Source organism: Sulfurimonas denitrificans DSM 1251 (assembly GCF_000012965.1).
GTDB classification, from domain to species: Bacteria; Campylobacterota; Campylobacteria; order Campylobacterales; family Sulfurimonadaceae; genus Sulfurimonas; species Sulfurimonas denitrificans.
This window is the reverse complement of sequence record NC_007575.1, coordinates 1,550,473-1,566,011: the sequence shown is the minus strand read 5'-3', so window position 1 is coordinate 1,566,011 and position 15,539 is coordinate 1,550,473. Positions and strand designations below refer to the sequence as shown.

Sequence of the window (15,539 nt, the reverse complement as noted above, 5' to 3'; positions counted from 1 at the left end):
CTAAGTTAATGATGTTGTTTGGTAGAGTTTCATAAGTTCAAGATAAAAATCTGTCTCAGTATGCTCTTCTAAGAGACCCTCTGTTGGTAAAATATCATAATATAGTTTTCCAAGATTTTTAAATCTTTTTTGATGAAGTTTTGAGAGAATTACAGCGGAAATCTCTTTTCTTATAAGAATAGTTGGTGGCAAAATACCAAGCTCAAGAAGCTCTAAAATTGAAGTGGCACTATATGAGATTTGGTGATGTTGTCCATGAGGGCATGTGTTTTTACTGACTAATGTTGTGCAAATATCGCAATAAACATACTCGCTTGCAACAGTAATTTCTATATCTATACCAACAACTTTATCAACTATGGATTTATTTGAATTACAATCATAAAACATCCCAAGACCTGCATGATTTCGCCCAATTGTTAGCTTATCGCAACCATAATTTTTAGCAACAATCGCATCAATGATTATCTCATTGTAACCAGCAAATATATAGCTATTTTCCAAAGGAACAATAACTACATGATTTTTTGTAAGAAAATTATTTATAAAATAGTCAAGCGTTTCTTTTCTGATGTTGTAGTTTAGATTTGATTCTGTATATGGTTTTAACAAAAAGATAACAAGCAAATCTGTATGCTCTAATGTTTGTCGAATCAGCTTCTCGTGAGCACGGTGGAGAGGATTTGCAGCCATTACAAGAGCAGTTGTATGTTTTGCATCTATTAGTTTTTTAGCTTCTTCTATTGCCTGTTTGTTGTTATTGCTAGATTTATTTACTAGTGTATATTCTCCACAAACTGCTAGAGAGCCAATTCTCTTAAGTGTAGTAAAAACTCCAGGATGAGATATGTCATCAGTTCCATATATCTGCTTTATTCTCTCACTTGGATCTATATGAAAAACTTCATCAACTCTTAGTTCTGCAAATGGTTTGTTATTAAAAAGAATAGTAACCTCTTCATTTGGTTCAAGTGAAGATAAAACCTCTGAATTCATCTTTCCAGAAGGCGCTAAAATAAAAGGAAAAGGAAATGATTTGCCATTAAAGAGTCCTGTTTTTAGAACACTTTTGCTCTGCTCTTCATTCATCAGTGATTCAACGGGAGACAAAAGCCCATCTTTTAATAGTTCAAGCGCAGAGGCTGCTTCTTTGTCTATAAGAAGTGTTTTATTTTTTCTTAACAATGTCATACTTCTTTCGCTTTTCCCATAAACTTTTACGACTAATGCCGAGTTTTTTTGATAATTCTGTATCTGGAAATTTATGCTGATAATTTAAAACTATAAACTTTACATACTCTTCAATTGGTAAAATTTCACCTTGATCAAAAATATTATTTTCACTCTTCATCTCTATGATAGAGAACTCATCATCTTCTATTTTATCACTGCTTGATAGAATCGCTTTTTTGTTTTCAAGTAGAGCATAGAGGGCTTTTCTCTCTGCTTTTTTAAATATTTGTAAATCTATTATGTAAATAAGAGAGTTCTCTGTAATAGACTCAATCTCACTCATGGCTTTAGAATCACTTAGAGTTATGAAATGAAGTGGAAGATTTTTTTTCTTTGCATATTCAAAAGCAAAAGAGTCTGCATGTTTTTGATAAGTACTTGAGATAAACAGAGGAAGTTCTATGTTTTCAAAGTTGTGCTCAGTAGAAATTGATGAGAAATTATGTGTTAAATATCTGTCATATGCAATATTTCTCTTTTTTAATTTTTCATAATCTTGATAATGGTTTATCTTTCTAATTAGCTCTTCAATCATAAAAGGTTTAAGAATATAATCTTTAGCTCCAGCAGAGAGTGGTTTTGAGACAGTGTCGTTGCTTATATAAGAAACCATTAAAATAATGATAGATTTCTTAAAAGTCTCTATTACAGGGTTGAAATCTTGACCATTTATATTTGTTGAAAGAAGTACGACATCGTAGTTGTTACTTTTTATTGCATCTCTTGTAGATGTACACATTTCACATACATGACCTAATTCGCTTAGCTTAGTAGCAATGCTCTGGGCTAAATAAACTTCATTTTCTATTATAAGTATCTTCAAATCTTTGTCCAATCAAAATATTTTAAATTTGCATTTGCAATAACGCCCACACCTTCACCTCTACCGATAAAACCGAGTTTCTCTGTTGTTGTAGCTTTAATGTTTACTCTTTGAGCATCAATGCCCAAAATGGAGCTAATTTTCTTTCTCATTGCCATTTTATAATTGCCAATCCTTGGTTTCTCTGCTGCAATAGTTATATCTACATTTACTATAACAAATCCAAAATGGCGAAGTTTTGTAACAAGAGTTCCTAAGAGTTCTTTAGAATCTGCCCCTTTGTATTTTACATCATTGTCTGGAAACATCATACCGATATCTCCCATGCCAGCAGCACCAAGAAGTGCGTCGATTAGAGCATGAATAGCCACATCTCCATCACTATGAGCCAGAAAGCCATACTCAGAATCTATCTTTATGCCACCTAAAAACATCTCACCTTTATCATCAAAGGCGTGGACATCAAAACCAACACCACTTAATGTGTCGCTTGATGGCGCACTAAGGCATGAGAGTTTTTTTAAATCCTCTATATGAGTTATTTTATGGGCACTCTCTTGCCCTAAAATAAACTCTCTACTTCCTCCATTTGCCACTATGGCACTGCTCTCATCTGTAAACTCTTCTTCTCTTAAGAGTGCTGATTTTAGAGCTGTTGTTAGTGAGAGTTGAGGGGTTTGAACTCTTTTCACACGCTCTCTATCTATTGTTTTATCGTCATATACGATAGTGTCTGTGATGTTTAGATAAGGAACAACAGCGTCACTCTTGCCTACATGTGAAATTATTTTTTTTAAAAAAGCTTCATCTATGCAAGAGCGAGCTACATCGCTTACAAGTACATACTCAGTATCTACATGTAAAAGAGAGTTTTTTAGGGATTGTTGTCTTGTTTGTCCACCCTCAACAAATGTATAGTCCGCATAATTTTTCATAAATTCTATATCATCAAGAGAAGAAGTGATAATAATTTTATCAAAGTAGCCTGTTTTTTCGCATCTATCTGCTACAAAATGCCACAATGGTCTATCGCCAACTCTTAGCCACTGTTTCTTTATATCTAGTTCAAAACGTGAAGAGCTACCCGCTGCGAGTAAAATAAGTGTAATAGTATGCAAATAGGCTCCTAAAATAGAAAGTGTTACGAAATTATACACATCAAAAGCTTGTTTTTATCTTGCAATACTCAATTGTTACTATAAATTATTAAATCAAATAATAGAGTTAATATTAGATTAACTTTATTTGATTATATTTCCAATGACTTAACATACGATATATATAATTTTTTAAGGAGAGAACCATGAGATCATTGTGGGTAGAGAAGCGTAAAGACGATCCAGTAAAGACGCAAATGTATTACGCAAAGCAAGGGATTATCACACAAGAGATGGAGTATGTTGCTAAAATTGAAAAACTCTCCCCTGAGTTAATTCGCAGTGAAATCGCACGAGGAAGATTGATTATTCCAGCAAATGTAAATCATACAACGCTTGAGCCCATGGCAATAGGAATAGCTGCTACATGTAAGATAAATGCCAATATCGGCTCATCTGCTATAGCTTCTGATGTTCAAGGTGAAGTTGAAAAAATGCAAGTTTCTCAACATTATAAAGCTGATACCGCTATGGATTTATCTACTGGCGGTGATTTAGACGAGATAAGAAAAGCAGTAATTGCTTCTTCAAAGATTCCAATTGGAACAGTACCAATCTATCAAATTTTACATGATGTAGGAAACAAGATAGAGGATTTAAGCATAGAAGTTATGCTTGAAGTTCTAGAGCGTCAAGCAAAACAGGGTGTTAGTTACTTTACCATACATGCTGGTTTTTTGTTAGAAACTATGCCAAAAATCGCTAAAAGAAAGATGGGAATTGTAAGCCGTGGCGGAAGTTTGATGGCTGCATGGATGATGCACTATCATAGAGAAAACCCATTTTATACAGCGTACGATGAAATCTTAGACATCTGTGCAAGATATGATGTTGCACTCTCTTTGGGTGACTCTCTTCGCCCAGGATGCTTAGCTGATGCTAGCGATGATGCGCAGTTAGGCGAGCTTAAAGTTTTGGGTGAGCTTACACTTAGAGCATGGGAGAAAAATGTTCAAGTTATGATTGAGGGACCAGGTCATGTTCCACTAAATCAGATTGAGCGTAATATGAAGCTCCAGCGTGAGCTTTGTCATGAAGCACCTTTTTATATATTAGGTCCCTTAGTTACAGATATTGCAGCTGGATATGATCATATCAGTTCAGCTATTGGAGCGGCTGTTGGCGGATGGCATGGTGCAAGTATGCTATGTTATGTTACACCAAAAGAGCATTTAGGACTTCCAAATGCAAATGATGTAAGAGAGGGAATAATCGCTTATAAAATCGCAGCCCATGCAGCTGATATAGCACGTGGACGTAAAGGTGCTAGAGACATAGATGATGAGATGAGTGATGCAAGGTATCGTTTTGACTGGAATAGACAATTTGAATTAGCGCTTGATAGCGAGAGAGCTAGAGAGTACCATGATGAAACACTTCCACAAGACGTATTTAAAGAAGCTGAGTTTTGTTCGATGTGTGGACCTAAATTTTGTTCATACAAAATAACTCAAAGTATTATGGATAACCCTGAAGCGATAGAGCAAATTGCCAGAGAAGTTAAAGAGAGAGAAGCTCTTGGAGCTTAAAAAACATCATTATTGATATAGGATAATTTTTGTCTTATTTAATTATGGTAGAGTTATAAAAAATAAAATATAAGGAAAATATGAGATATGACTAAAGATATTGTAAATTCAGCACTCTCAAAAGTTTTATATCCTGGTTTTACTAAGGATATCGTTACTTTTGGATTTGTAAATAGCATAGAGATAAATGGCAGTGATGTAAGTTTTAATGTAGAGATTACATCTAGTGCACCAGAAGTTGCACAGCAAATTACGGATGATGCAACGAAAGAGCTAAAAGCAGTTGGCGCAGGGGCTGTTGTAGTAAATGTTAAAGCTCCAAAAATGCCTGAGGCTCAAAAGCCGAAAAATAAAAATATCGCTCCACACATCAAAAACTTTTTAATGGTAAGTTCTGGTAAAGGTGGTGTTGGAAAATCAACTACTTCTGTAAATATAGCTATTGCTCTTGCTGCTCAAGGCAAAAAAGTAGGTCTTTTAGATGCGGATATTTACGGTCCAAATATCCCTCGTATGATGGGTATTGAAGATCAAAAACCTGAGGTTACCGGAAATAAAGTTCTTCCTATGAAGGCTTATGGCATTGAAGTTATGTCAATGGGTTCACTTATGGAGCCAGGACAATCACTTATGTGGCGTGGTGCTATGATTATGAAGGCAATTGAGCAGTTCTTAAGAGATATTCTTTGGAGTGACTTAGATGTTTTAGTTATCGATATGCCTCCAGGAACTGGTGATGCACAACTAACACTGGCTCAAAGCGTGCCTGTAACTGCTGGTCTTACTGTTACAACACCACAAACTGTTTCTCTTGATGACTCTCGTCGTTCATTAGATATGTTTAAAAAATTAAATATTCCAATAGCTGGTATAGTTGAAAATATGAGTGGTTTTATCGCTCCAGATACTGGTGTAGAGTATGATATCTTTGGAAAAGGAACATCTGGTCCTATGGCTAAAGAGTTTGATACAAAGATAATTGCAGAGATTCCAATTGAGCCTAGTATTAGAACTGGCGGGGATGAGGGTAAACCTATCACTTTTGTAAATCCAACAAGTGAGAGTGCAAAACGTTATATGGCTGCTGCTGCTTCTGTATGGGCAACTATTGAAGAGGTAAATGCAAAAGGTGGAGCGAGCAATGAGAGCGTTCAGCCAACAACTCCTCCAGGTGTATCTGCTTGTAGCGTGTAAGCTACAAGTTCAGATAAACTTAAAAATTAGCAATGCAATTTAACTTGCATTGCTAAAAATTAAAACTCATCCCCGCTTTTAAACATATCTTTCTTAAACTCTACTATCTTGTTTCTTCCTGTATTTTTTGCTTCATATAGTGCTGTGTCCGCATATTTTATACATTTCCAGATAGTGTCTCCATCTGTTGGGAATTTTGATATTCCTATGCTTATGGTTTTTTTGAGCGTCTCTGACGTTCCAACATCAAAAGAGAGCGCAGCAAAGTTAGAGTGTATTTTATTTGCAACTTGCATAATTCCCTCATCTGTTGCATTGCTAAGAAGAATAAGAAACTCCTCTCCTCCATAACGAATAGCTAAATCAGACTCACGGATAGAATTTTTTAATATTTTTGAGAGGGCAACTATTACCTTGTCTCCCACATCATGCCCATAAGTATCGTTTACCATTTTAAAAAAGTCAACATCGAGCATAAGAACTGCATATGTCTCTTTATTTCTGTTTGCTTGACTCATGATTTTATCGATTATCTCTTCTAAAAATCTTCTATTATAAAGTCCTGTCATTCCATCACGAAGAGAAGTGTCTCTTAGTTTTTCCATCAATATTTGACTCTCAATAACAGGTTTTGCAGCTTCAAGATAGTGTCTGATACTTGAGATATTTTTCTTCATAAGATCAACTTCATCTCTATTTCCAGATGTCATAGAGACCGTTAGGGATATATCGTGATTTATGTTAAAAGGGATACAAACATAGTCTAGGTTTTGACTTACACATGCACGACAAAGATTTGGGAATTCTGTTGAGATTGTAACACTATTGGTTCTGTGCGCTCTGCACTCCATCGCATTTTTATTAGTTTTTTCAAAACAGATAGTTTCTTCTTCAGTACTGTATATCAATTTTCTCTCAGATGTAACATTGTTGACTTCATAAAAAGCAAAATGACCTACATGGTATTTTAGTTTAAGAATGTCAATTATTCTTATATATACATCACTTTTTGAAGCATCAAGTTCGATAGTCTTTTTAAATTTATAAATATCAGACAACTCACTGATGATAGTTTTTGCTTCATGTAGTGGATCACTTATTGATACGCTTCCCTGAGGTATAAAAGTAGCAAGATTAAACTTTATATCCCCAAATGTTTCTTGCATTTTGCTAAATAAAGAGTTCATCTGTTTTACTACATTTTTAGCATCGCCGCCTACATTTGATACAAATTCATGAGAGAAATCCCCGCTGTAAGCTTTTTTAATTCCCTCTTGAAGATTTGAAAAAAGTTTCATATATGGGGTTACAAAGTAATTCATTAATAGTAAAACAACGAAAATAAATAGAAGATTTATTCCAAGAATTTTTAGTACAGTCATCATTCCGCTGTTTCTAGTTTCTGTAATATCAAACTCCATACTTATTACGCCTAAGACATCTCCCTTGTTTACATTATGACAGTTTAAACAGCTTGCTACTGTATTGTCAGAAGTTGCCTTGTAAGGTATAGTAACTCTAAGTTTTGTACTAGTTGCAGTTTCGGTAATCTTCTCTACAGGCTCACCTGTTTTTAAAACCTCTTCATCAATGGTATCTTTAGTATTTTCTTTATCTAAGCCGTCTCCATACTGCTTTATAACACCCTGACTTCTTATGAGTCTTAAGAACTCTACACTTCCAGTGCTTGATATTTGGTTTAAAAAATACTCTCTTTTATCCATTATTCCATTAACCATATGAGCCGTGATGCCATCTTTAACTATATTTGCAGCCATCTCAGCTTTATCTGTAGCACTTTTTATGCTGTACTCTCTAAAATTAAGGGCTATATTTACAATTGTAGCTGCGGTAAGCCCCAATAGCATTATGGTTACGACTAAAAGAAGCTTTGATTTTGTTGTCATGTGAAATCACTTTATAATAATTTAATCTAATATTTTGCTAAATAATAGCTAAGAAAGTATAAATTTTATATGAAAATAAGAAATAATTATTATCAATTATTCTACAGTAACACTTTTCGCTAGATTTCTAGGCATATCAACGTCATTTCCCAATCTTATAGAAATTTCTAATGAGAGAAGTTGGACAACTACCATCATCTCAAAAAACTCAAGCATATAACTCTCACATGTAGTAATCTCTATAAAATCATCCGCTTTATCAAATGGAATCTGACTAATTGCACAGATAGTAGAATCTCTAGCACTTAACTCTTCAACATTGCTTTTTGATTTTTCATAGTGAAGATGTTTTGGCAGTAGCGCAATAGTAAAAAGCTCAGGATCAGCTAGTGCAATAGGACCATGCTTCATCTCTCCAGCAGGATAACCCTCTGCGTGGAGATATGAAATCTCTTTTAATTTTAGAGCACCCTCTAAGGCTAAGGGATAAAATATATCTCTACCGATAAAGAAAAATCCATGCCCATGAAGATATCTTTTAGAAACCCTTTTGATGCGCTCATGCATCTCATCATCCACTTTTACATGTGAGGGGACTTCTCTAAGAGTTGAGATGTGTGCAGCAATCTCCATTTTTGTAAGTGAACCTTTGAGTTTGGCTACATATAAAGAGAGCATCCAAAAAACAACTACTTGAGTTGCAAATGCTTTTGTCGAAGCTACACCTTTTTCTATTCCAGCACGAGTAAGAATTGCAGCATCAGCGACTCTTACCATAGAGGAGTTATCAACGTTGCAGATTACAAGAGTTTTAAGCCCAGCTGCTTTTGCCATCTTTAACGTTTCAAGTGTATCGGCAGTTTCACCGCTTTGAGAGATTGCTACAAAGAGCGTATCTTTTGTCATAATTGGTTCTCTGTATCTAAACTCACTTGCAATCTCTAGTGATGTTTTTATCTTTGAATAACGCTCAAACAGATAAGAAGCACTCATAGCCGAGTGGTAAGAAGTTCCACATGCACAAAGTTTTATCTCATTTATGCCATCAAAGAGAGTAGAGTCAAGCTCATCAAAAACAACTTCATCTTCTCTTAATCTTCCCATGAGTGTGTCTGAGATAACAACGCTCTGCTCATAAATCTCTTTTTCCATAAAAAATCTAAAACCATCTTTTTGAGCAAGAAGTTTGTTTTGTGAGAGAGCAGAAAATTTAGCCTCTTTTTTTATATCAAGTGCATTAAAAATGGTTATCTCATCAGAAGTTACATACCCATAGTCTCCATCTTCAAAATAAGAGACACTTTTGCAATGCCCAATTAGAGGAGTGTCAGAAGAGGCAAAATACTTCTCATCTTCATCATTTATACCAACAAGCATAGGTGAGCCATGTTTTGCAAAAAAGATTGTCTCAGGATTTGACTTTGTTACAAGCAAGATAGCATAAGCACCATGTAGCTCTTTTATAGTTTTAGCAAAAGCTTCAAAACTATCTTTGCATAATTTGAGATTCTTCTCAAATTGATGAACGATTACCTCTGTATCTGTTTGACTTAAAAATGTTATTCCACTATTTTGAAGCTCTTTTTTAAGAGTTGCGTAGTTCTCTATAATTCCGTTATGAACTACATAAGAGCTCTCCCCCAAATGCGGATGAGCGTTTAACTCTGTTGGTTTTCCATGTGTTGCCCATCTTGTATGACCAATGCCAATTGCAAAACCATCTGTTTTAAAATTTTTAGTTTTTTCTTCAAGGTTTATGAGTTTGCCTACTGCTTTGAAGTTTGAGAAGTGCCCATTTTCTAAAACTGCTATTCCAGCTGAGTCATACCCACGATATTCAAGCTCTCTAAGCCCATCCAATAAAATCTCTTTAGTCTCTTTTTTGCCTAAATATCCAACAATTCCGCACATTACTTGCCTTTAGTTATCAATGTTTTATATATTTTCTCGACATTATTGCATATATCGTTTTGTTTCTCGATTAAGAAGCTATCTCTTACTTTATGCTTTGTACTGTGTATTTTTGCAGTTACAATATTTATGTTTAACTCCTCAAAACACTCCATTATATAAGCTAAGAGCCCTTTTTGATTTTGTGTGTTAACTGTGATTTCAGCGTAAGTGAGTGAGTGTTCACAATCTATTTGTATCTCTTTTGGATAAATCTTTACGTTTTTTAGTCTGACATGTCTGTTCATGTCAAAAGCATTGTTTATAATCTCTTCTATATGAAAGGCATCGCTCTCATCAACATGCTCTATAAACTCTATCTTAAAGTATTTCAAATCATCAAAAAGTGTGAAAATCTCCATTGAAGCTACATCAAGGTGGCTAAGCATTGCTAGAAGATAGCCGATGTTTAGGGGTATTTTTCTATAAATCTCTATGCTTAGTGATTTTTGGGTATTGATTGAGAAGTTATATCTTTGAGTCTCTTTTGCAATAGTTGCAATTTTTATAATATCAAGTGGTAAGTGTTTAAAAAAGAAGAGTTCAGACTCTACATGTAGGAGTTTATTTCTCAAAACTCTAGGGAGTTTTAGAAATTCTGGAAGCTTTGCTAAGCGTTTTTCTATATTTATTCTCTTTGTTGCATCATTTATTCTTCCAAAATTCTCAGCGGCTTCAAGTGTATTTATGTAAAGTTCATAAAGAAGATTTGAGTTAAAAGAGTTAAAAACTCCTTCTCCAACACCATTTATATCAGCATAAGTTAGGATATAAAGAAGTTTTAGATTTTTTACATCTTCTATATTTGACATAAATTTATATAGAGTTTTTTCATTGTGGATATTTTCTTTAAAAGCGATGTTGCTCATAGTTACATGATGTTTTACAAGTGTAATGCACCTTTGGATATCTTCATCTTTGAGCTTTATTTTTTTTGCAAATAGCGCTACTAGTTTTGCGCCAACTTCGCTATGGTCTTGATTTCTGCCTTTTCCGCTATCATGAAAAAAAGTTATAATTTTTAGAAGAAATTTATCGTTTTCACTAAGAGAGTCATAAATATTTTTTATAAAAGAGTCTTGAATGTTTTCTAAGGCTTGAACTGATTTTATGGAGTGAATATCTACAGGGTAGTGATGATATCCGTCAAACTGCGGTAGATGATGCACTTTTTTAAAACTGTGAAATAGATGATGAAGAACTCCTGCGTCATAAAAAAGCTTTAAGAATTCATACATGTAGTTTTTCTTAAAAAATTCTCTTAAAATGCTATAGCTCTTTGATGTGAGTGGGTATTGTATCTTTGCGTATGTTAGTTGATTTAAAAATCCAGCGTCAAATTTATATGGTTTGTCTTCAAGCATAACTAAAATTTCAAGTAGTCTATTTAGTGGTAAAATTGGTATGTTGTAAGAGGCATAAACTACATCATCAATGAGATAAATACCTCTACAAATCCGCCCTTTTTTTATTTTTGCAAATTGTGACATGTCAGTTATAAACTCTCTTGCCATTTTTTTTACAAAAATCTGAGTAAAGTTGCTTATACGCCACTGCGCTTCAAGAACTTTAGTTACCATTTTTGTATGGTTTTTAAATCCAAGCATAGCACTTACTTCAGGTACAAGCTCAAGCAAAAGCCTATCTTCATGTTTTTTTGTAATTAGATGAAGAGCGCTTCTAACACGAAAGAGCAGCTCTAAGGCAATCCTATAATCTTTATACTCCTCATCTAAAAATAGCGAGCCAGTTAAATCTTTTAACGTTTTAACGCCATAAATGGTTTGTGCTATCCAAAAGAGAAGATTTGAGTCTCTAAGTCCTCCTGCACTCTCTTTTATATTTGGTTGCATCGATTGTGGGTACTTTTTATGTCTTAGCTGAGATTCGTTTATCTTTGCTAGTATAAACTCTCTTTGGTTGTGCAGACGTATCTTAGTTAGTACATTTGTAGTGCTGTGCCATGTTAGAGTTGAACCTGTTATAAACCTCGCTTCCATTAAAGCTGTTCTAATAGTAATTTCCTCTTTACTTGAGAGAAAGAGGTCATCTACTACATGTACTCTATGTCCTAACTTAAGCCCAGCATCAAGAGCAAGATAGAAAAATTTCTCTATGATAAGTTCGCTATTAAACCCATCAATTTTCTCATAAACTATAAGTAAATCTATATCGCTATGAACACACAACTGCTCTCTGCCATAACTTCCAAGAGCTACAATAGCTATGGGAATAGAGCTTCTCATAGGTATATAATTGCCAAATATACGTCTTAAGATTGTTTTGTACATCAAAGAGATAATAGAGTCGAGTTGTTTTGTATGACGAACTAAAAAATCTTTTCCTTGACTCTTTTTAAAAAGCTCAGACAAAGAGTTTTTATACTCATTTATATATATTTTAAAAAGTTTAGAGAGCTCAAAATCACTTCCATTTTGCTCTATAATATTTTCAATATCTAAAACTATATCCAAATCAATAACCTTAACTTTTTTCCTATTATAATCAAATTCGATATAATCCTCTGATTAAAAATCAATCAAGCAATAAGAGAGAAGAGATGACAATTACTAAAAAAGTGACATTTATAGCAAAAAAAGATGGTGTAAAAAAGATGAAAGAGCTTTTAACTGCTATGGTAAAACCTTCTAAAGCGGAAGACGGCTGCATATTTTACGATATTTTTCAATGCAAAGACAGACCTGAGAAGTTTTTTGCGGTTGAGACATGGAGAGATGAAGCGGCACTTGACGGGCATAGAAATTCTGAGCACTATAAAGTTTATAAATCAAGCTACGAGCAGTACTGCGAAGACAAATACAGCGACGAGTTAGAGGTTTTGGGGTAAGCTAAATTTACTTCATTTGCATTCGCAATGACCGTCATTGCGAATGCACCTAACATGCTTTAACATGTGGTCACAAAAGCTCTTGCAAAAGCTCTTGATGAAATGGTGGCTGACACTCAAATTAATACACAAAACAAAATAAAATATTATACAATTACAATATATTAATTATCACGACATCGTGATAGAAAAAAGGACACGATATGGAAAAGCTAACTGAAAACAGCGAGAACTTAAAGAGTGATAAGGTTTGGCACGATGGTAAACTAATAAGCAAAGAAGAGAAGAGAAAAAAAGAAATAAGAGACCATATTAAAGGCCCATTTGTGATATTGTTTTTCCTTGCAGTAATGTTGGCTATTTTTGGAAAAGCAGCTAATCCATTGGCTTTAATTATCATATCAGGAGCAGGAGCTATAGTAATATATGGCGCGCTTAAAGAAGAAAATAAATTTATAAAAATTTGGTGGCTATTGTGGGGTGTGATATTTTCTATTCCAGCAGCAGCAAATGTTTTGGCTTTTTTTGGATTTTAACCCAACTATGAGAGTCTAAACTCTCATAGAATGTTTCTCATTCACGCTTTGTAGCGTCTCTCCTACACTATCGCTAACGCTACAAAATGGTGGCTGACACCAAAAATGTTGATGAGGCTGTGCAATGGTTGGAGATAAAATTTATTTTGACAATTTATTTTTAAATGTATATAATCACAATATACACAAAGGGAATCTATGGCGTTTGAATGTTTAGACTTAGATGAGTTGGTCGGCTTTGAGTGGGATGATGGAAATATTCTTAAAAATGAGATAAAACATGGTTTAAAATGGCAAATCATAGAGGAGATTTTCTTTAATGAGCCATTGGTTTTGCTTGAAGATAAAAGCCATTCATCTGATGATGAGTGTAGATGTGTAGTGCTTGGATATACCAATGAGAAACAGCTTGCGACGGTTATATTTACAAAACGAAAAAATAAAATAAGGGTCATATCTGCAAGACCTATGAGCAAAAAGGAGAAAATTTTATATGAAAACTTTACCAAAATTTAAAGACCAAAACGAAGAGATGGCATTTTGGGAAAAAAATGATGTCACTGATTTTTTTGATGTCAAAAGTGCAAAAGTTGTACGCTTTAGCAAGCTTAAAAAAAGTACAAAAACTATATCGCTAAGACTTCCTGAAGATATGCTTGAGACCATAAAAGTAAGAGCAAATGCACTGGATATTCCTTATCAGTCATTTATAAAAATGTTACTTCAAAAAGAACTCTCTGTATCTTAGATATTAGGAAAAAAATATGCAATATTTAATGGCAATAGACGCAGGAACGGGGAGTGTTAGAGCAGTTATATTTGACATGTCGGGAAATCAGATAAGTGTTGCACAAAAAGAGTGGACGCATTTGGAAGAAGAGGGCGTACCAAACTCCATGAGTTTTGATTTTAAAGCAAACTGGACTCTTACATGTCAGTGCATAAGAGACTCTTTAGAGCGTGCAAATCTAAGCGGAGATGATATAGCGGCTTTGAGTGCTACAAGTATGCGCGAGGGGATAGTGCTTTACGACAAAGACGGAGATGAACTTTGGGCAGTTGCAAATGTTGACGCAAGAGCGGACAAAGAGGTACGCTATTTAAAAGAGAATTTTGGAGTAATTGAAGAGGAGTTTTACGCAGAGTCGGGACAGACTTTTGCTCTGGGTGCGCTTCCTCGCATCATGTGGCTTAAAAACAACAGACCTGACATGTACGAAAAAGTAGCTAAAGTTTCCATGATAGGCGACTGGATATTGGCACGACTTTGTGGAGTTATAGCAACTGATCCTAGTAACGGTGGAACTACCGGGATATTCTCTTTAAAAAACCGTGATTGGGCAAGTGACATGTCAAAAAAAGTCGGTTTAAAAGACGATATTTTTCCAAAAGTTTTAGAAGTAGGAACTCTTATGGGAAGCGTTACAGACAAGGCATCAAAAGAGAGCGGATTGTCGGTAAATACAAAAGTGGTTATGGGCGGCGGCGATGTTCAGCTAGGTTCAGCTGGTTTAGGCGTTGTGGATGTCGGACAAGCCGCTATTTTAGGCGGTTCTTTTTGGCAGCAGGTTGTAAATATAGATAAAAATACGCCTCCGCCGCTTGACATGGGCATAAGAGTAAATCCACATGTAGTCTCAAATCAATCACAAGCAGAAGGCATTACCTTTTTTAGCGGTCTTGTTATGAGATGGTTTAGAGATGCGTTTTGTGACATGGAGAAGCTTGAAGCTAAAGAGAAGGGCGTTGACGTTTACGCACTTCTAGAAGAAAAAGCTTCAAGGGTTCCCGTTGGCTCTTATGGAATTTTGCCTATATTTTCAGACTCCATGAAGTATGGTAAATGGTACCATGCGGCTCCAAGCTTTTTAAACCTTAATATAAACCCAGAACTTTGTAATCGAGCCTCTATGTTTAGAAGTTTGCAAGAAAATGCCGCTATAGTCTCATCCATAAATCTTGATAAAATTAGAGATTTTACAGGCGTAGAACTTGATACTATAGTTTTTGCAGGAGGAGCTTCTAAGGGTTTGCTTTGGCCTCAAATCCTCTCTGATGTAACTGGATGTAGAGTGAAAATTCCTCGTGTTACAGAAGCAACAGCGCTTGGCGGTGCCATGGCTGCTGGAGTTGGGATTGGAATATACAAAGATATAACAGAGGCGGCAAAAAAGCTAGTTGTCTGGGATAGAGTATATGAGCCAAATATGGAAAATAAAAAAATTTATGATGAGATAAAAATCAAGTTTGAAAAAGCGTATGCAGTACAATTAAAGTTAGTAGATGATAGTATTACGACTTCAATGTGGAGAGCACCTGGCCTTTAGGTCAATATCAAAAGGGGCTTTGCAAACTAGTGTAC

13 protein-coding genes are annotated in these 15,539 nt (G+C 34.9%); 7 read left to right on the top strand and 6 right to left on the bottom strand.

Annotation, left to right across the window (positions count from 1 at the left end):
• The 3 genes from SUDEN_RS07775 to SUDEN_RS07765 are packed head-to-tail and all read right to left on the bottom strand — an operon-like array spanning position 1 to position 3,174.
• On the bottom strand, positions 1-1,191 hold the full coding sequence (locus tag SUDEN_RS07775) for a sulfate adenylyltransferase (RefSeq protein ID WP_041672285.1): 1,191 nt from the start codon (positions 1,189-1,191) through the stop codon (positions 1-3).
• The gene (locus tag SUDEN_RS07770) at positions 1,169-2,056 is read right to left on the bottom strand and encodes a response regulator (RefSeq protein ID WP_041672284.1); all 888 of its coding nucleotides are present in this window, start codon (positions 2,054-2,056) and stop codon (positions 1,169-1,171) included. Before SUDEN_RS07770 ends, SUDEN_RS07775 begins: the two co-directional genes overlap by 23 nt.
• On the bottom strand, positions 2,053-3,174 hold the full coding sequence (locus SUDEN_RS07765; RefSeq protein WP_041672282.1) for a bifunctional 2-C-methyl-D-erythritol 4-phosphate cytidylyltransferase/2-C-methyl-D-erythritol 2,4-cyclodiphosphate synthase: 1,122 nt from the start codon (positions 3,172-3,174) through the stop codon (positions 2,053-2,055). Before SUDEN_RS07765 ends, SUDEN_RS07770 begins: the two co-directional genes overlap by 4 nt.
• Positions 3,175-3,359: 185 nt before the next feature.
• Between SUDEN_RS07765 and thiC the strand changes: the two genes are divergently transcribed.
• Together thiC and SUDEN_RS07755 are read left to right on the top strand one after the other, a co-directional pair.
• A complete protein-coding gene (gene thiC, locus SUDEN_RS07760; RefSeq protein WP_011373115.1) occupies positions 3,360-4,742 on the top strand; it encodes a phosphomethylpyrimidine synthase ThiC in 1,383 nt (460 codons plus the stop codon).
• 87 nt (positions 4,743-4,829) lie between these two features.
• Positions 4,830-5,936 (top strand): Mrp/NBP35 family ATP-binding protein, encoded by a 1,107-nt coding sequence (locus tag SUDEN_RS07755; protein ID WP_011373114.1) that lies wholly within the window; start codon positions 4,830-4,832, stop codon positions 5,934-5,936.
• Between the two features lie 59 nt (positions 5,937-5,995).
• On the opposite strand, the gene SUDEN_RS07750 is transcribed toward SUDEN_RS07755, so the two are convergent.
• The 3 genes from SUDEN_RS07750 to SUDEN_RS07740 form a co-directional block, all read right to left on the bottom strand.
• Positions 5,996-7,843 (bottom strand): GGDEF domain-containing protein, encoded by a 1,848-nt coding sequence (locus SUDEN_RS07750; RefSeq protein WP_011373113.1) that lies wholly within the window; start codon positions 7,841-7,843, stop codon positions 5,996-5,998.
• Positions 7,844-7,939: 96 nt separating this feature from the next.
• A complete protein-coding gene (gene glmS, locus SUDEN_RS07745; RefSeq protein ID WP_011373112.1) occupies positions 7,940-9,754 on the bottom strand; it encodes a glutamine--fructose-6-phosphate transaminase (isomerizing) in 1,815 nt (604 codons plus the stop codon).
• Positions 9,754-12,267 (bottom strand): HD domain-containing protein, encoded by a 2,514-nt coding sequence (locus SUDEN_RS07740; RefSeq protein WP_011373111.1) that lies wholly within the window; start codon positions 12,265-12,267, stop codon positions 9,754-9,756. The genes glmS and SUDEN_RS07740 overlap by 1 nt, the downstream gene beginning before the upstream one ends.
• Before the next feature lie 86 nt (positions 12,268-12,353).
• Here SUDEN_RS07740 and SUDEN_RS07735 point away from each other — a divergent pair, with 86 nt between their 5' ends.
• From SUDEN_RS07735 to lsrK, 5 genes are all read left to right on the top strand, one after another.
• Positions 12,354-12,641, top strand: a complete 288-nt coding sequence (locus tag SUDEN_RS07735; RefSeq protein ID WP_011373110.1) for a putative quinol monooxygenase — start codon at positions 12,354-12,356, stop codon at positions 12,639-12,641.
• A gap of 203 nt (positions 12,642-12,844) precedes the next feature.
• On the top strand, positions 12,845-13,177 hold the full coding sequence (locus SUDEN_RS07730; RefSeq protein ID WP_011373109.1) for a hypothetical protein: 333 nt from the start codon (positions 12,845-12,847) through the stop codon (positions 13,175-13,177).
• 198 nt (positions 13,178-13,375) lie between these two features.
• Positions 13,376-13,693 carry a BrnT family toxin gene (locus tag SUDEN_RS07725; RefSeq protein WP_011373108.1) on the top strand — a complete coding sequence of 106 codons (318 nt, stop codon included), beginning with the start codon at positions 13,376-13,378 and terminating at the stop codon, positions 13,691-13,693.
• Positions 13,671-13,925 carry a BrnA antitoxin family protein gene (locus SUDEN_RS07720; protein ID WP_011373107.1) on the top strand — a complete coding sequence of 85 codons (255 nt, stop codon included), beginning with the start codon at positions 13,671-13,673 and terminating at the stop codon, positions 13,923-13,925. Before SUDEN_RS07725 ends, SUDEN_RS07720 begins: the two co-directional genes overlap by 23 nt.
• A 16-nt stretch (positions 13,926-13,941) precedes the next feature.
• Positions 13,942-15,504 (top strand): autoinducer-2 kinase, encoded by a 1,563-nt coding sequence (lsrK, locus tag SUDEN_RS07715; RefSeq protein WP_011373106.1) that lies wholly within the window; start codon positions 13,942-13,944, stop codon positions 15,502-15,504.
• Positions 15,505-15,539: the final 35 nt, after the last annotated feature.